Below are 17356 nucleotides of genomic sequence, written 5' to 3'. Positions count from 1 at the left end.
AACCTTCTGATCACGAAATGCAAGCAAAGTTGTCAATTCTACTAAACATAGCACCTAAGCGAATTTCGTAGCTCTTCTATTTTGCGAAAGGATTTTTGTCACCAAATCTGCCCCTATCGCTGCCACTAGAACAGACTGAAGATCTCTGTCTTTATGATAGAGCTTTTCCAGATCAGACCGTTCCCAAACCAGACACTTGGTCCTTTCGCGCGTTGTTACCGTCGCACCGGCTTTTTCCATTGTCAAAAAAGACATTTCGCCGGCAAATTGTCCGGCCTCAATTTCACCAACACGCTTATGACCGACAGATACAAAAGCTTTTCCCTCAAACAAAAGAAATAATCTATCCGGACACTCCCCTTCGAAAAGGATTGTTTCACCTTGCTCAAATTCAGACCAACATGCGGCCCGAAAAAGTCGTTTAACAAGAACTCTATCCATCGTCGGAAATGCTTTATCTTTCAGAGATTGCTCTTGATCTGATAAGTTAGAGCGGCGTTTTTCCAAAATAAGAAGCGTCGAGTGAAACAAGTTCACTGCAATAAGAATCATATTTCCAGAAAAAGATAGCCACATCGGACCATTCTCAGGCAGAAGAGCTGCAATAGCCATCGCGAGCTTAGCTACAATGGTAAAAATTCGAAGCCATAAAATATCGCTGACGACAAAAGCAACAAAGGTCAGTAAGAAACCGATAGCGACAAGCAGTTCAGGGAGACTTGAAAGGTTTTCCTGAATAAAAGGCATTATCAACTCCACTCAAATGAAAGCCACTAAGTTCCCGTTCACGAACCACTACTCATCCTACGGCGTCAGTATGGAAGAAAGGGGCGATACGCCCAAAAGCTGTCCATGATATGTAATGGCAAGCCCATAGCACGCCGTGCCGATAACAGGCCCCAAGGTTCCTAATCTAGGCAAGAGATCGCCATTATTTTGATGTAACCGCCCAAAAACAGGAACGTACCCTGTCTGCTCTAGAAAGAACTGATCCTCTGGATCTCTGGAAATACGGCGCTGATGATCAGACCAAATCATTGCAAGAACCCCATACCCCCCTAATCCACCAAAAAAGAGAATAAAGGCAAGATTCCCGTTCACAAGCACATGGCTGAAACAGGCAATTGTTACCCCCATCAGCATTGGGTGTCGGGTCAATCTTTGTGTCCCTTTTGAAATATACGAGCTAACAATCAAAATGATTGCCACGGGCATCAACAGAAAACTTTGCAAAAGGATAACCGCACTACTTGCCACCCAGTATTCAACATAAGAACCTTGGACATAGCCATAAACAGCGGTACCGAAGGCCACCAAAGACGCGAAAGAAAAAAGCCCCTTATATTGCAACTCCCCTAACTGCGCGACTATTGCCGATCTTACTTTTCGTGTAGCTGTTACCAAATGCAACAAAGAAAATAGGCCAAGCCCGCCAATAATTATATAAGTCGCCATTTCATCCCCATTTATCCAGCGCCCTGCTTCAAGCCCTATTCCTCTAGTATCATGATTGCAACACCTAGAGCATCGTTCACTCATCGCTCACTGCTTTGCAAATTAAAGCTCTATATAGATTGGTCATGCCTGACATCTTATTCAAAGCTATTTCAAAATATTGTTACAGCTTGGCGTTTTTTCTCAATTCAGGTATTACCCCGTTTAAAGTTCCGACAAAGTTGTTGCACATGAACCAGTACACGGACAAAAGAGAGATCCATGCAAAATACCTCTCCATATAAAGAACCAGAAAAGTGGGATGTTATTATTGTTGGCGCAGGTGCTGCCGGCCTTATGTGTGCAATTGAGGTTGGGAAAAGAGGGCGGCGTGTTCTGGTCATCGACCATGCAAAAAAACTCTGCGAGAAAATTCGCATCTCAGGCGGTGGGCGTTGTAATTTCACCAATATACACACCACAGCTAACGACTTTATTTCCGGCAACAAACACTTCTGCAAATCTGCATTGGCACGCTACACCCCCTATGATTTTCTTGATTTGATGGCCAAACACGAAATCAAGTATCATGAAAAAACACTTGGACAGCTTTTTTGCGACAACTCTGCACAGGATATCATTGATATGCTGCTCGCAGAATGCCGAGACGCAGGCGTCGAGATTCACAATCCAGTATCCGTTAATGGTATTCGCCCTTTACCAGAAAGCCCCAGTGGCCTTAGGTTTTCTCTCGAAACCAGTAAAGGTGCTGTCACATGTCAATCGTTGGTCATTGCAACGGGGGGGCTTTCCATACCAAAGATCGGGGCTACAGATTTCGGCCATAGAATTGCCCGACAGTTCGATATACCCCTTACACCAATCCGGCCTGCACTTGTCCCTCTGACCCTCAACGCTGATGACAAAGCCTTTTGCAAAACCCTTAGTGGTGTTTCACAGGACTGTATCGCCTCAGTTAAAAAGCAGGGCTTTCGCGAAAACCTACTGTTCACCCATCGCGGCCTAAGTGGGCCAGCTATTCTACAGATTTCCTCTTATCTGGAACCGGGAAAATCACTTTCCATTGACTTGTTGCCCGCCCAGAACATTGAAGAAGAACTCACCGCAGACGCAAACAAAAAGAAGACACTGACCAATGTTCTTGCCCCTTTCATGAGCAAACGCTTTGCACAGGAATGGGTTAATCGATTTAGCGAAAACAGAACGCCCGCAGATATGGGGAGCAAGAAACTTCATGCTGCTGCTGAGGCCATTCACAAGTGGGTCATCACACCATCAGGGGATGAAGGTTATGCAAAGGCCGAAGTGACGCTTGGCGGGGTAAACACAAAGGATCTTTCATCCAATACCATGGAAAGCAAGACGCGATCGGGCCTTTTCTTCATCGGTGAGGTGGTCGATGTAACCGGACATCTGGGCGGTTTTAATTTTCAATGGGCATGGGCATCAGGCCACGCAGCGGGCCAGGCTGCATAGACCTTACTTTAATAGCCAACTGACCGTTCAACTTGCTTTGGCAAAAGTCCCGTTCTTCTGTAGTTTTTGATATTTCTAGCCACAATTTCAACGGCTGTTTTTTGATTTGTCGGCGCCGCGACATGCGGCAAAAGCGTGATCTTCGGATGACGCCACAACGGATTATCAGCCGGAAGCGGTTCTTGTGAAAAGACGTCCAACACCGCATGGGATAACTGCCCGTCATCCAACGCTGCGACCACGTCTCCCTCTATCTGGTGACCGCCACGACCAAAGTTGATCAACCCAGTTCCCTTGGGAAGCTGAAAGAACAGATCCTTTGACAAAATTCCCATTGTCTCTGGTGTCAGGGGTAAAAGATTTACCAATATATCAAGCCCTTGAAGAAACTCCTTGAGACGTTCTTGCCCCGCAAAACACTTAATACCTTCGATACTTTTCAGCGACCTGCTCCACCCTCGAACGTTAAAACCCAAGGCCCGTAGCTGTTGAGCAGAAGCAACCCCCATCTCCCCCAAGCCGAGAATACCAATCGTACGATCAGACGACCGCAGTAATTCATGCTGCTGCCATTCCTGACGTTGTTGTTGTTTGGCATAACGAGGTAAATCACGATGCAGGGCCAGAACATGGGTCGCGGTTGCTTCAGCCATTGACGCGGATAAGGTTGGATCAATCAACCGAACAAGCGGCACGTTTTCAGGTAAGGTTGGATCCCCCAACAACGCATCAACACCAGCCCATAAACTTTGAATCATTTTTAACTTTGGTAGAGTACGCAACACCTCTTGTGGCGGATTAGCAACAATCGCTATATCAACATCGGCTCTGTCATTGAGTTCAGCCAACAACGTAACATCTTCTTCTGGCAATGCAGATCTGAGCTGGTTTAACCACATCGTTTCTTCTTCAGTTGAAACTGATGTCAGTAAAAGAATGCTCATGATGCAAAAACCCTATCCATTGATTTAAAGCCTTTAATCTCTATCGGATTTCCAGATGGATCAAAGAAAAACATTGTCCATTGCTCGCCAGGCTCGCCTTCGAATCGCACCATGGGCTCCAACACAAACTCAACTTTGGCCGCTTTGAGTTTCTCTGCAACACCAATCCAATCCTCATATTCAAGAATTACCCCTAAATGCGGCATTGGCACCATATGTCCCCCGACCCTGCCCGTAGATTGAACATCAAAAGGCGTACCAAGGTGTAGAGAAATCTCATGCCCAAAAAAATTATAATCGACCCAACTGTCAGATGATCGCCCCTCTTCACAACCAAGTATCTCACCATAAAAAGAACGTGCGTCGGCCAAGTTGCGTACATTGTATGCTAGGTGAAAAAGGCTTTTCATCGAAAAATCTCCTGATAAGAACTTATGAATTTGTGGTCTTGAGAACTCTCTAGCACAAAAATAAAATAACAATTACTGTGTTATTGTTACTTTAAACATAGGAATATCTTTGTTTTGAATAGTGATTTTCTCAAAAGCCTAATTGCTTTATCCAAAGAAGGCTCGATTGCGCGGGCAGCACAATCACAAGGGCTGACTGCCACAGCAGTAAGCCAACGCATAAAAGCGCTGGAAGAACAGGTTGGATCTTCTCTGACTATACGATCAGGGAAAACGGTTCATTTAACTGAAGCTGGACAACGTATTCTGCCCCACGCAAAGAAATTGCTGGAAGTTGAACGCGACCTGTTAAGCACCTTAAACAAGGGGCGAATGTCTGGACGTTTAGATCTAGGAGCCATCTCAACGGCAATGACGGGCATAATCCCCAAAACCCTGAGCTTCCTTCAGAATGATAAACACGACCTGGAAGTAAAACTACATCCGGGAACATCACAACAGCTATATAACCGCCTGCTTTCAGATGATCTCGATGCAGCCATCATCAGTGCACCGCCTTTTTCTTTACCAAAAGAGCTCAAATTTGAAGTCGTAAGTCAGGAGCCACTCTGCCTTATTGTTACAAAAGGCCTTTTGCCAGAGGATTTGTTTAAAGCGGAAAATAAGACGGCAACAAAGTTCTCATCCGATCTTCTTAAGCAACTTCGGCAAAAACCTTTTATTCGGTATGACCACAATGCCTGGGGAGGAAAACTTGTTACTAAATTTTTACGCGACAACAAAATCACGGTGCAAGAATTTTGCGAGCTTGATGCCTTGGAAGCGATTACCGTACTCGTGAACTCTGGCCTTGGCATATCCCTGATCCCAGACTGGCAAGGGCCTTGGCCAGAAGGGATTGACCTTCACAAAACCATACTTGACGATACACGCTATTATAGAAAAACAATATTAGTACGAAAAAGGTCAACCGCGAAGGAAACCATTATCTCTTATATCGGGAAAGCAATAAATCATCATCAAACCAGATAGGTGCTGACAATTAAAAGACTTACACCAGTAAAAGCAACAGCACAGATAAAAATGTAAATAGGGTGCCAATAGAGAAATAATGGATTCTTTTCTCGCTGACGGTCCGGATTCTTGATGCGGCCCTCAAAATAGATTCCTGTTTCGTAAAGCTGAAGTGCCGAATCGATATTTCGAGATGTTTGTGACACGTGATGACGGCGTCGACCATGGCGGACCAGCAACATTACAATAACACCAAACAGAAGCCCATTAACCAAAAGAATCGCACTCACCAATTGAACAGCAATTTCTGTTTGATTCGTTATCCAACCGACCAAAATAAATTGTGCAGTCAAATATCCAAAAACAAGACGTAGATCCAGATTCGCCATAAACCGGAGCTGTTCCCCTTGCTCCTTTGCAAGCTCAGTCAGAACATGTGCTTTCACACGATCAATCTTGGACATTTTATTTCTCCCAATGCACGGAAACAAAGGGAACACTTTCCCATTACCACGGGGGAGCATCTTAATAACTGACGGGGAAAAGTCTCTATCGAATTAACGAATATAATCGCTTATTCAACGGCGTTTTGCGGAAAATAAATGGTGCCCCCGGCCTGAGTCGAACAGGCACATCCGAAGATACGAGATTTTGAGTCACGCGCGTCTACCAATTCCGCCACGGGGGCACTTGTGGATGCGCATATTACTGATGCTTTCGCCTTTGGCAAGCCTCGATTTCATTTTTATAATTTATCTAAATTTAGATTTATAATTCATCTAAAATTAGGCACAAAAATAACACAAAGGTTCGGGGTTTTTGCTTTTCCCTAATATTTCTAGTAAACTATCGCTAGAACTTAATTCCAAAGCAAGGTTACTTTAAGTTTAAACGGCCTCTTTCTTGGGGGGAAGAGATTCACAATAAATGGCCGTTCATTAATCATAATAATCCCCTCAGAAACTTAAATCGTACCCTCGGGAGGGGTTCAATTTTAAGTTCTACATTCAGGTTAGTCTGGAGCAATCGTGCGCCATGTTAGATACCAGTGTAATAATAGATCAAACTGAAAATGAGATGCCTGATATACAGGCACGCGTAAAGTGGTTCAATGCCACCAAAGGGTTTGGATTTGTCCAGGCTGGGGAAAAACTTCCCGATGCATTTCTTCATATATCCGTTTTAGAAAGAGCAGGTCATCGTTCCCTGCCCGAAGGCGCAGAGCTAATTTGCGACCTGACAAACGGAGACAAAGGGCTACAAGTCAAAAATATTCATCGTGTAGAATCCATACCGGAACCGCCCCCACCTCCTGGAAGCGAGAGTGGTGAGCCAACCATCGAAGGTATTGTTAAATTTTTCAATGCTGACAAGGGCTACGGATTTGTTTCTCCTGATGACGGCAGCAGAGATATCTTTATCTCAGCCCGTATTTTGGAACGGTCTGGAATATACCGAATAGCCCAAAATCAGCGAATCAAAATGGAAACAGAAGACGGCGACAAAGGGCCCTTGGCCACAATTGTCCAACTCCTAGATTAAAAGGAAATCTAACTACCCAAAGCTAAGGTAGCACAAAACGAGGAACAATCGGGTAGAACGATACAAGCACAACCTTGTGCTTGTATCTCTGCTTGACCTACAGGGAAGAGTCCTGTTTTCTTCGCTTCCTAATCAACATAAGGAAGCTCACCGTGTTTCGTAGCCTTTATAACTGGACTATGAGTCTAGCCGCACATCCTCATGCGCTATTAGCTCTCGGCCTTATCGCCTTTATCGAGAGTTCAGTTTTCCCAATTCCGCCAGATATATTAATTATCCCAATGGTGTTGGCTGCACGAGACCAAGCATGGAAAATAGCCCTTATCGCAACTATTGCTTCCGTTTTGGGCGGTATGTTTGGCTATGGAATCGGTGCCTTCTTATTCGAATCTATCGGCCAACCCGTCATAGAATTTTACGGCAAAACAGAATATCTGGAAGATTTCAGAACCCAATATAATGACTGGGGCGCCTGGATTGTCTTTATCGCCGGGGTAACGCCTTTTCCCTATAAAGTGATTACCATTGCTTCTGGCTTTTTTGAACTTAACTTTACCGTCTTCAGTATTTCTTCTTTGGGTGCCCGCGGGCTTCGGTTCTTTTTTGTTGCGGGACTACTGTGGTACTTTGGGCAGCCAATCAGAATATTTATTGAAAAGTACCTCAATATTCTTGCCACAATCTTCTGTATACTCCTAATCGGGGGCTTTGTAGCCCTTAAATACTTGATCTAGAAGTTACAAACAGGCGAGAAAATGGCTGCACTTGTTAAAACGATAACAGATATCAAGTCTGGATGGATGGCGTTAATCGCTATCCTGTCCAGTGCCACTGTTCTAGCAGTAGCCTTAGCCTTTCAGTATATTGGTGGCTTATATCCCTGCGTTCTCTGTGTATATCAACGCTGGGCCTATGTCGTAGCAACTGGCTTTGCGTTTTTGGCCTGGATGCTAAGGAAAAACCTTACGCTGACGAAAATAACATTGGGCGCAAGCAGCTTGTCATTTTTTGCAGGTGCCACTATCGCTGGATTTCATGTTGGCGTCGAAAAGCGTTGGTGGGAAGGAACCAGTGAATGCCAAGGAGGCGCACTGGACCTTTCGGCTTCGGTAGCAGACCTGACCAGCCAATTGATGAACCAGCCGATTGTTCGGTGCGATGTCGTACCATGGGATCTTTTTGGTATCTCAATGGCTGGCTATAACATCATCATATCTCTAGCGCTTGCCTCAACGTGCTTATGGGTAATTAAGGTTTCTAGACAAGCCTGACCATCCCCCGATCTTTTTGTCACAATGATACTTGGGCTTAAAGAGTCTTATCTTTCATCCCTGCGTTCGTACAAAAAAATTAAGCATCACCGTCTCGCTCAAGCTCAGCATCCCAATAAAGAAAATCATGCCAGCTTTCGTGAAGGTAATTTGGCGGGAAACCACGACCGTTCTGATTAAGTTCATGAACTGTCGGACAGCGCGGCCATGACTTTAACACCATTCTCGCTTCTGAAGGTGACCGCCCCCCTTTAGATAAATTACATGACTGACAGGCCGTAATAATATTTTCCCACGACGTGCCCCCCCCCTGGCATCGGGGAATGACATGATCAAAGGTCAGGTATTCAGATGCTTCTCGAACCCCACAGTATTGGCAGGTAAAAGTATCTCGTAAAAATACATTAAATCGGGTAAATGCGGGGCGTCGGTCCATCTCAACGTAACTTCGAAGGGCAACAACACTTGGTATACGCATTTGGAAAGACGGCGAATGAACCTCGCTCTCATATTCAGAAACAATTTGAACGCGATCGAGAAACACAGCTTTAATTGCATCTTGCCAAGACAAGACAGAGAGAGGGAAATAACTGAGTGGACGAAAGTCCGCGTTTAGGACCAACGCCGGATTAGCAGAAAAGGAAACCACGTTTTTCCTCCGTGGGATCTCAAAACACCAGGGCGAATGATACCAAAGCACCAAAACTGAACGATACTGAAGTATCTATTTAAAAGTAATGCTCTTCTTACAAACATACAACATTTTGTACCAAAGTAACAAAAGAAACACAAAACTCAGGTTCAACTGTCACAATTCAGTTCATTTCACGACACGAGCGTTAGATGCAAAAAAGGCTCTTTTCCACACGAAAAAGAGCCCCTGTTCAACATCGCAATAAGCGCGTTTTTCCTAGCCTATTCATCTTTAGCAGCATAACCGAGCAATTCAGTTACAAACCCAACACCCATGCGAATACCGTTTTCATCAATACCGTGCCCAAGTTCGGAAATCATTTCCTGATACACAGTTATATCATGCTCTGTCATCGCCTGTACCGCCGCGGGAAGCGCCTCAGGGGGAACAACCTCATCTTTATCACCATGAATCGCGAGCACAGTACACTTGCTAGACAGTTCATCCTTGAGCAAATCAGGCGCGACCAGCATGCCGGAATAACACATCATGCCTGCAAAAGGTGACTTTTGGCGGAAACCAAGATGGTATGCCATCATAGCCCCTTGGGAAAAGCCCATCAGAAAAACACGTTCGGGCGGCAAATTATAATGCGCCATTTCTTGATCAATAAAAGTTTGCACAACAGGCGCTGCTTTTTGAATGCCATCGAGAATAAGATCTCGATCCCTGCTCATCAAGCTAAACCATTGCCGCCCCATCGGGGCCATGTCACAAGGCTGATGCGCATCCGGAGAAACGATAGCAGCATGCGGAAGAGCATTGGCAAAAAAAGGCGCGAGACCAATCAGATCCTGCCCATCGGCACCAAGACCATGCAGCATGATTATGAGTTCTTTTGCTGGCCCACCCGAGCTCGGCTCGTGACGAGGTCCAGTTAATGTTACCTCTGACATTTCCATGCCCCCCATGAATAACTATCTACTTTTACACGACTTTTTAACACAGGTCATCAATTTTAGCCAAATGGTTAACAAATTCTCAACTACAGCACCATAAAAAGGGGCAAAATTTTGAAAAATCAGGCGATACCAGCATGGCGATAATAGTGCCATAAAAAACGGGCGCCAGCACTACGATGGGGGCGCCAATTTTCGGAAAGTTCATACATTTCTTTCGGTGTTGGACGATGTTCCAAACCCTTTAAATGCTTCATCGCCTCTTGCAAGGCCAGATCAGCAGCGGGCATGACATCAGGTCGTTTCAAAGCAAACAAAAGATATACTTCACACGTCCAACGCCCTATACCTTTTACTTGGATCAGATGATCAATAACCTCATCATCTGACATATCCGGTAGATGTTCCAACTGCAGGCGCCCGGACAAAACATCCTCGGCCAATCCACGTGTGTAACGTTGTTTTGGGCGGCTCAAACCTGCCGCCTTCATGCCGTCGTCATCCAAAGCTAAAATATTTTCCGGGGTGATCTCCCCAACTTGTTCCATTAATCTACCCAGGATTGCTTTTGCCGACTGAACAGAAACCTGTTGAGAAATAATCATCCCAACCAAACCATTAAACCCGGTATCCTGAGTGCGGATTGGCGGCAAACCACAATCAAGATACGCTTTGGCTACATCAGGATCTTGACTTGAAAGTGCCCCTAAGGGGACACGTAAAGCTTCATCCGGTATTTTTCGATCACTCACGACTGGACTTTTCCCTTGTTCCCATTACACATTCTATTTGATGAAAACCCATTTAATGACCACATTGCCAACACAAATCTTTCGTTTCGCGCCTTCGCCCAGCGGATATCTTCATCTTGGGCACGCTTATTCCGCTCTCTTTAGCTGGACACAGGCGCAAAAACACCATGCCCAGTTCATTCTGAGAATCGAAGATATAGACACTTCGCGATGCCGCAAGGAATTCACGGAGGCCATATACGAAGATCTTTCATGGCTCGGCTTGGAGTGGCGTGATCCCCCTCGTAATCAGTCTGAACACATGGACGATTATCAGAGAGCACTCAAAAAGCTAGAAGACCAAGATCTTCTCTATCCTTGTTTTTGCACGCGCAAAGAAATTCAAAACGAAGTTCAACAATCTGGGCGCGCCCCGCACGGGCCAGATGGCTTAATATACCCCGGCACCTGCAGAAACCTGTCTACGACTGAAAGAGAAACGCGCATCGCACAAGGGGACAGCTATGCTCTTCGCTTGAACACAGCGCAGGCGTGCGCTTTAGCAGGAGAGCTATATTGGCATGATGAAAGAAAGGGAAAGGTCAGAGCAACACCAGAAGTTTTTGGTGATGTTGTTCTTGCAAGAAAAGACATTCATACCAGTTATCACCTATCCGTAACCGTTGATGATGCCCTTCAAAATATTTCCTGCATCACCAGAGGCACCGATCTCTTTCAAGCCACTCATATTCACAGGCTTTTGCAAGCGTTACTAAAATTGCCTGTTCCAACCTGGCACCACCACGATCTGCTTCACGATGAAGAAGGTAATCGGCTGGCCAAGCGACATAATGCCCTTGCCATCAGAGAACTCAGAAAACAGGGGAAAAATCCTGACGACATCAAAAAAATGGTTGGCTTATTAGATCAAGGATAAAGTCTAGGCGATCGGCAGAGCAACTTAATTACGCCCGGATAAAAGGCCGCGTGCAATAACCTGAGCTTGTATCTCTGCTGCCCCTTCGAAAATATTCAAGATACGTGCATCACACAGTACACGGCTTATTTTATATTCTTCCGCATAACCATTGCCACCGTGAATTTGCAAAGCATTATCAGCATTTGACCATGCAACACGCGCCCCTAACAACTTAGCCATGCCGGCTTCAATATCACAGCGTCGATCCGAATCTTTCTCCCGCGCCGACGCGTAGGTTAGCTGTCGAGCGATCATGGTTTCAACAACCATCCAGACCAATTTTCCGTAAACTCTGGGGAAATTGTATAGCGATTTACCAAACTGGATACGGTCATGTGCATATTGCATCCCGAGCTCCATCGCACACTGCGCCACGCCGACTGCTCTTGCGGCTGTTTGAATCCTTGCCGATTCAAAGGTCGCCATTAACTGTTTAAATCCTTGCCCCTCTTCCGCCCCAAGCAAGTTCTCTTTTTTGACTTCAAAACCGTCAAAACCAAGTTCGTATTCTTTCATACCGCGATAGCCAAGCACCTTGATTTCCCCACCGGTCATGCCTTCAGCCGGAAAATCTTCATCATTATTTCCTCGGGGCTTTTCCGCGATAAACATAGAAAGACCTTTATAGCCAGGCTCATCCGGATTGGTTCTTGCCAACAAAGTCATGATATCACTTCGCGAGGCATGCGTGATCCAGGTCTTGTTGCCCGTGATTTTATAACAATCCTGAGATAGCACTGCCCGTGTTTTTAAAGATCCCAAATCAGAGCCCGTGTTGGGTTCAGTAAAGACAGCTGTCGGTAAAATTTCACCTGATGAAATCAGGGGTAACCATTTTTGCTTTTGCTCTTCCGTCCCACCCAAGCGAATGAGCTCCGCAGCGATTTCTGAGCGCGTCCCCAAAGATCCCAAACCGATGTAACCACGGGAAAGTTCTTCGGTCACGACACACATGGCCGTTTTCCCCATCCCAAGGCCGCCATATTCTTCAGGAACCGTTAGCCCGAAAATGCCTAACTCCGCCAATTGTTGAACAACCTCTATAGGGATGAGTTCATCCTTCAAATGCCATTCATGAGCAGCATCACTGTAATCATCGGCAACTTTCCCGAACTGATCCCGGACCATTTCCAGCGTCTCATCACCAAGTCCTAAAGCCCCAAAATTTTTACTTTCAAGGCTATTCACCAAAAGATCAGCCAAAGCTTTTCTATTTTCTTTTGTATTCCCATCACCAATCAACGCACGAACCCCGTCCGTATGAAAATTGAATACATCAGTTTCTTCTACACCCAAATCCTGAGGACGCAGGATTTCAACCTGGCTGATTGCAATTCCACCAGATAGCTGGGACAGATATTCGCCAAAGGCTATTTTGAGGATGAGCCGTTCTAGTTCGCGAAATTCATTTCCGCTATCCAGCCTTTGTGCCCAAAAAAGCATGTTTTCCAAAGCAGAAACATACGTCGCCATCCATGCATAGCCATGGGCTGCAAACTGGTTCTCTTCGATTAAGCTTGCTGATATACGATCACCATCAGTCGTTTGCTTTACCAAATAATCACGTGCTTTTTCCTGCAGTGATTTGGATGAGGATATCGCTTTTTCGCAACGAAAAAAAAGCTCTTGGTTTTCTGACATTTTTTACCTCAAAGGAATTACCCAGTCATAGATTTTTTAGCGCACCAACTTCAAAACAAGAGTAACCGTTTGGTGAAAAACCTATCAAAATAAGATCGAACAATAAAAAGACCGATAAGCGCAACAGCCCTCTACGACATGACGTGACAGAGGTATGCACCCGTATAAGCATAACCATCGCGCTTATCGGCAGCAGGAAACTTAAGCGTCAATCACATCTTCCAAGGTACGTAACCCCGGGCGCGTTGATTGAACGAGAACAGCCATATTCCCAGGCTTGTGTTCATTATTCATCATCTTGGTATGGGCCCTTGGTATGTCTTCCCACGAAAAGACTTCTGACATACAGGGGTCAAGACGTTGTTCTATAACCAATTGATTTGCCTGCGACGCCTGTTTCAGATTGGCAAAGTGGCTGCCCTGTATGCGCTTTTGACGCATCCAGACAAAACGCGCATCAAAGGTCAAATTAAAGCCCGTTGTCCCGGCACAAAAAACAACCATGCCGCCACGTTTAACGATGTTACAGCTCACAGGGAAGGTTTGTTCGCCCGGGTGTTCAAAGACAAAATCAACATCATTACCCTTGCCCGTAATGTCCCAAATTGCCTTACCAAACTTACGAACTTCCTTCATATATTCTTTATAGCCGTCGACATCATTCACTTCGGGCAGACGTCCCCAACAATCGAAATCCCGACGGTTCAAAACACCCTTGGCACCAAGGGACATAACGAAATCCCGTTTGGTTTCATCAGAAATAACACCGATCGCATTCGCTCCAGCCGTGGCAATTAATTGAATAGCCATAGAGCCCAAACCACCGGAAGCTCCCCAGACCAGTACGTTATGTCCCGGTCTCAGGATATGAGGGCGATGACCAAATAACATGCGATAAGCCGTTGCCAAAGTCAGTGTGTAACAAGCGGACTCTTCCCAAGTCAGGTGACGGGGGCGATGCATAAGTTGCTGGGACTGGACCCTCGTGAACTGTGCGAAAGATCCATCAGGTGTCTCGTAACCCCAAATACGCTGGGAGGTAGAAAACATGGGGTCACCACCATTACACTCTTCATCATCCCCGTCATCCTGATTACAATGTACAATAACTTCATCACCAACTTTCCAACGTGTAACTTTTGACCCGACAGCCCAAACAATTCCAGACGCATCAGATCCGGCAATGTGATAGGGTTCTTTATGAACATCAAAGACAGAAATCGGCTTACCAAGGCCTGCCCAAACCCCGTTGTAATTAACACCCGCCGCCATCACGAGAACAAGAACCTCGTTATTTTCTAACTTTGGTATATCGACAACTTCAACCCGCATTGCCTGTTCCGGATTGCCCTGGCGTTCCCGGCGAATAGCCCAAGCATACATCTGCTTTGGAACATGTCCCATCGGGGGGATTTCCCCAACTTCATACAAATCTTTCTTTTCCTGATGCGCTGTAATATCCACGATTTTTGCTGTTTCACTCATCTTAGCCTTATCCCCATTCATGCCACTTTTTTGGTGGTCTTTACATGTCGCCCGGAGCGGCAAAAACTTTCTCACTGTTGAAAATCAGTTTAGCTCGAGCTAATTATTTTGCAATGCACAATTATTATATTTTTACTAAACACTGGATAATATAGTAATTTTATGTCTATATTTTAACAAAATAACGACAATAACGAAAAATTCAGGGAAATTTCGGATGTCTGAGAGTTCAAAAAAAACAAGCAACAACGCACATGCAACAAAAACAATTGATCAACCTTGGTTATTCAGAACCTATGCTGGCCATTCAAATGCCAAGGCATCCAATGAACTCTACAAAACGAATCTGAAAAAGGGCCAAACAGGTCTGTCTGTCGCCTTCGACCTTCCAACCCAGACGGGCTACGATTCGGATCATACCCTTGCACAGGGTGAAGTGGGGAAAGTCGGCGTTCCCATCTCTCATCTAGGGGATATGGAAACACTGTTTCACGAAATTCCTCTGGATCAGATGAATACATCCATGACGATAAATGCGACGGCCCCTTGGTTATTGGCGCTCTATATAGCCTGCGCCGAAAAACAGGGCCTAGACCGTAGCAAACTGTCAGGCACAACCCAAAACGACCTGATCAAGGAATACCTGTCTCGCGGCACTTATATATTTCCACCACAGCAATCTATGCGCCTCATCACCGATGTGATCTCGTTTACCTACAATCAAGTTCCCAAATGGAACCCTATGAATGTTTGCTCCTACCACCTTCAAGAAGCGGGGGCGACACCCGTTCAAGAACTTGCCTACGCATTAGCGACAGCCATATCAGTCCTTGATGCTGTAAAGGATTCCGGACAAGTACCGGATCACGATTTCTCAAAGGTCGTCGGCAGGATTTCGTTTTTCGTAAACGCCGGTGTACGCTTTGTGACCGAGCTTTGTAAAATGCGGGCTTTCACACGACTTTGGGATGAAATTTGTCATGAACGCTACGGTGTAACAGAAGAAAAATACAGGCGGTTCAGGTATGGTGTTCAGGTCAACTCTCTTGGATTAACTGAACAACAACCTGAAAATAACGTCTACCGTATCCTGATTGAAATGCTGGCTGTTGTTCTCTCCAAAGACGCCAGAGCCCGAGCCGTCCAACTTCCAGCCTGGAACGAAGCCATGGGCCTACCACGCCCTTGGGATCAACAGTGGTCTCTCAGATTGCAGCAGATAGTCGCCTTTGAAACCGATCTCCTTGAATATGGCGATATTTTTAACGGCTCTACAGAAATTGAAAACAAAGTTCAGGCGCTCATGAACGAAGCAAAAGAAGAACTTGCTCGCATTGAGGAAATGGGCGGCGCGATCGCGGCTGTAGAGAGTTCTTATATGAAAGGAAAATTGGTTGAATCAGCGGCGCAAAGATTCAGGGATATCGAAAATGGAGATCTCACAGTCATCGGCGTCAACAAACATACAGAAACAGAGCCCTCTCCCCTGACAACGGGCGAAGATAATGGCTTCTTAAAAACGGATGACGCCGCTGAAGCCCAGCAAATTGAGAAATTAAAACTCTGGCGTCAGAACAGAAATGCCCATGACGTTGAACACGCCCTTTCCCAACTTAAAACCGCAGCCATAACAAATGATAATATCATGGAAAGCTCTATCGCTTGCGCCCATGCCGGGGTGACAACGGGTGAATGGGCGCAAACACTCAGAGAAATTTTTGGAGAGTTTCGCGCCCCGACAGGTGTTGGTCAGAGTTCTTTGAACGAAGGAGATCAGGACCACCTCGTAAAAATACGAGCTGAGCTTGATAAGTTAACAACGAAGATAGGACGCCGCCCTAAGATTCTTGTTGGCAAGCCAGGTCTTGATGGTCATTCAAACGGCGCAGAACAAATCGCAGTTCGCGCCAAAGAAGCAGGATACGAGGTCGTCTACGAAGGCATTCGCTTAACACCGTCACAAATTGTAAACGCTGCCTTGGAAGAAGGTGTCCACATTATTGGCCTCTCTATCCTTTCCGGATCTCACGTCCCCTTGGTCAAAGAGATCATATTAAAGATGCAGGCCGCTGGAATCTCAGACATTCCTATTGTCGTCGGCGGCATCATTCCCAAAGAAGATGCGGAACATCTTTTGAAGTTAGGCGTTTCTGCCGTCTACACACCAAAGGACTTCGACCTTGGTTCCATCCTTAGCGATATAACCAACATATTATCAGCCCCCTACAAAAGGGCCGCGAAGTAGTATTTTGCACCCTCGACACCCCGGAAAAAGCAATTCTCAAAGAAAAGAGGTAATTTGGGAGTTTAAGAGCCCTCACTAAAAAGTGAGTTTTAATTTCAAAAGCTGCTCCCATTTAATCTTAAGAAAGTTTAAGCATGGCCCTTGTAATGTTTAGTGCCATCCATAAATAGATCATCAAATTCAATTTTTCGTACTTAGACTTTTGTTTTGTCAGTACTTTATTAGCTCAAATCATGAGCAACGAGATCAAAATGAACCTTATATTTCGCATCGCTTTTTCAGCCGCCCTTCTCGTCTTTGGCGTCATGTTCCTTGGACGGTCTCACGCCCCTAGTGTTCAACCCGCAACCATACTTGAATCAAAAAGCTCTCTTGAATCTCCTCAAAAAATAATGGAATTAAAAAAGCCTACTTCAATACAACACGGCTAATATAGATTTTCAAAACGGATTTTAATCCGAACCGAGTGCTTTGTTTTTAATTATTACACATAAATCTCATTGCCAATAAATCTGGGAAATCGCAATATACTCCTGAAATAATGCCTCCCCGCAGCAAATAATTCAGGAG

The 17356-nt window shown here is 45.4% G+C and carries 18 protein-coding genes and 1 tRNA gene; 8 read left to right on the top strand and 11 right to left on the bottom strand.

From position 1 onward, the window contains the following. Positions 1–54: 54 nt before the first annotated feature. Complete coding sequence (locus ACN0W5_RS03030) at positions 55–747, bottom strand: cyclic nucleotide-binding domain-containing protein (RefSeq protein WP_417452766.1); 693 nt, start codon at positions 745–747, stop codon at positions 55–57. Between the two features lie 57 nt (positions 748–804). Further along, positions 805–1455, bottom strand: coding sequence for an NnrU family protein (locus ACN0W5_RS03025; RefSeq protein ID WP_417452765.1), 651 nt, complete (start codon positions 1453–1455; stop codon positions 805–807). 261 nt (positions 1456–1716) lie between these two features. On the opposite strand from ACN0W5_RS03025, the gene ACN0W5_RS03020 reads away from it, so the two are divergent. Then, positions 1717–2931 carry an NAD(P)/FAD-dependent oxidoreductase gene (locus tag ACN0W5_RS03020; protein ID WP_417452764.1) on the top strand — a complete coding sequence of 405 codons (1215 nt, stop codon included), beginning with the start codon at positions 1717–1719 and terminating at the stop codon, positions 2929–2931. A gap of 8 nt (positions 2932–2939) precedes the next feature. Here the strand turns inward: ACN0W5_RS03020 and ACN0W5_RS03015 are convergent, their stop codons facing one another. Together ACN0W5_RS03015 and ACN0W5_RS03010 are read right to left on the bottom strand one after the other, a co-directional pair. Continuing rightward, positions 2940–3875, bottom strand: a complete 936-nt coding sequence (locus tag ACN0W5_RS03015) for a 2-hydroxyacid dehydrogenase (RefSeq protein WP_417452763.1) — start codon at positions 3873–3875, stop codon at positions 2940–2942. Beyond that, a complete protein-coding gene (locus tag ACN0W5_RS03010; RefSeq protein WP_417452762.1) occupies positions 3872–4285 on the bottom strand; it encodes a VOC family protein in 414 nt (137 codons plus the stop codon). The genes ACN0W5_RS03015 and ACN0W5_RS03010 overlap by 4 nt, the downstream gene beginning before the upstream one ends. A gap of 114 nt (positions 4286–4399) precedes the next feature. Here ACN0W5_RS03010 and ACN0W5_RS03005 point away from each other — a divergent pair, with 114 nt between their 5' ends. Further along, entirely contained in the window at positions 4400–5317 is a 918-nt protein-coding gene (locus tag ACN0W5_RS03005) for a LysR family transcriptional regulator (RefSeq protein ID WP_417452761.1), read from the top strand. Here the strand turns inward: ACN0W5_RS03005 and ACN0W5_RS03000 are convergent. Further along, a complete protein-coding gene (locus tag ACN0W5_RS03000; protein WP_417452760.1) occupies positions 5305–5763 on the bottom strand; it encodes a hypothetical protein in 459 nt (152 codons plus the stop codon). The two genes, ACN0W5_RS03005 and ACN0W5_RS03000, sit on opposite strands and share 13 nt — an antisense overlap. 139 nt (positions 5764–5902) lie before the next feature. Continuing rightward, positions 5903–5987 (bottom strand) — tRNA-Leu (locus tag ACN0W5_RS02995). Positions 5988–6334: 347 nt separating this feature from the next. Between ACN0W5_RS02995 and ACN0W5_RS02990 the strand changes: the two genes are divergently transcribed. The 3 genes from ACN0W5_RS02990 (at position 6335) to ACN0W5_RS02980 (ending at position 8112) form a co-directional block, all read left to right on the top strand. Then, positions 6335–6841: a cold-shock protein gene (locus ACN0W5_RS02990; RefSeq protein WP_417452759.1), complete on the top strand. Its 507-nt coding sequence runs from the start codon at positions 6335–6337 to the stop codon at positions 6839–6841. 152 nt (positions 6842–6993) lie between these two features. Next, entirely contained in the window at positions 6994–7575 is a 582-nt protein-coding gene (locus ACN0W5_RS02985; protein ID WP_299371453.1) for a YqaA family protein, read from the top strand. 21 nt (positions 7576–7596) lie between these two features. Next, positions 7597–8112, top strand: coding sequence for a disulfide bond formation protein B (locus ACN0W5_RS02980; protein ID WP_417452758.1), 516 nt, complete (start codon positions 7597–7599; stop codon positions 8110–8112). A 79-nt stretch (positions 8113–8191) separates the two neighbouring features. Here the strand turns inward: ACN0W5_RS02980 and ACN0W5_RS02975 are convergent, their stop codons facing one another. The 3 genes from ACN0W5_RS02975 to ACN0W5_RS02965 form a co-directional block, all read right to left on the bottom strand. Continuing rightward, positions 8192–8761, bottom strand: coding sequence for an HNH endonuclease (locus ACN0W5_RS02975; RefSeq protein WP_417452757.1), 570 nt, complete (start codon positions 8759–8761; stop codon positions 8192–8194). Between the two features lie 266 nt (positions 8762–9027). Beyond that, positions 9028–9702: an alpha/beta hydrolase gene (locus ACN0W5_RS02970; RefSeq protein WP_417452756.1), complete on the bottom strand. Its 675-nt coding sequence runs from the start codon at positions 9700–9702 to the stop codon at positions 9028–9030. Between the two features lie 125 nt (positions 9703–9827). Beyond that, positions 9828–10457, bottom strand: coding sequence for a DNA-3-methyladenine glycosylase family protein (locus ACN0W5_RS02965; RefSeq protein ID WP_417452755.1), 630 nt, complete (start codon positions 10455–10457; stop codon positions 9828–9830). A 55-nt stretch (positions 10458–10512) separates the two neighbouring features. On the opposite strand from ACN0W5_RS02965, the gene gluQRS reads away from it, so the two are divergent. Continuing rightward, complete coding sequence (gluQRS, locus tag ACN0W5_RS02960; protein ID WP_417452754.1) at positions 10513–11373, top strand: tRNA glutamyl-Q(34) synthetase GluQRS; 861 nt, start codon at positions 10513–10515, stop codon at positions 11371–11373. Positions 11374–11397: 24 nt separating this feature from the next. Here gluQRS and ACN0W5_RS02955 read toward each other — a convergent pair whose 3' ends face one another. Together ACN0W5_RS02955 and ccrA are read right to left on the bottom strand one after the other, a co-directional pair. Further along, complete coding sequence (locus ACN0W5_RS02955; RefSeq protein WP_417452753.1) at positions 11398–13056, bottom strand: acyl-CoA dehydrogenase family protein; 1659 nt, start codon at positions 13054–13056, stop codon at positions 11398–11400. Positions 13057–13257: 201 nt separating this feature from the next. Further along, on the bottom strand, positions 13258–14541 hold the full coding sequence (gene ccrA, locus ACN0W5_RS02950) for a crotonyl-CoA carboxylase/reductase (RefSeq protein ID WP_417452752.1): 1284 nt from the start codon (positions 14539–14541) through the stop codon (positions 13258–13260). Between the two features lie 190 nt (positions 14542–14731). On the opposite strand from ccrA, the gene ACN0W5_RS02945 reads away from it, so the two are divergent. Together ACN0W5_RS02945 and ACN0W5_RS02940 are read left to right on the top strand one after the other, a co-directional pair. Next, the gene (locus ACN0W5_RS02945; RefSeq protein ID WP_417453117.1) at positions 14732–16786 is read left to right on the top strand and encodes a methylmalonyl-CoA mutase family protein; all 2055 of its coding nucleotides are present in this window, start codon (positions 14732–14734) and stop codon (positions 16784–16786) included. Positions 16787–17037: 251 nt separating this feature from the next. After that, a complete protein-coding gene (locus ACN0W5_RS02940) occupies positions 17038–17217 on the top strand; it encodes a hypothetical protein (protein WP_417452751.1) in 180 nt (59 codons plus the stop codon). The last annotated feature ends 139 nt before the right edge of the window (positions 17218–17356 follow it).

Source organism: Kiloniella sp., assembly GCF_048270245.1.
Taxonomy (GTDB): Bacteria; Pseudomonadota; Alphaproteobacteria; order Kiloniellales; family Kiloniellaceae; genus Kiloniella.
Note: the sequence above shows the minus strand (reverse complement) of the source record. Positions and strands in the feature narration are given on the sequence as shown.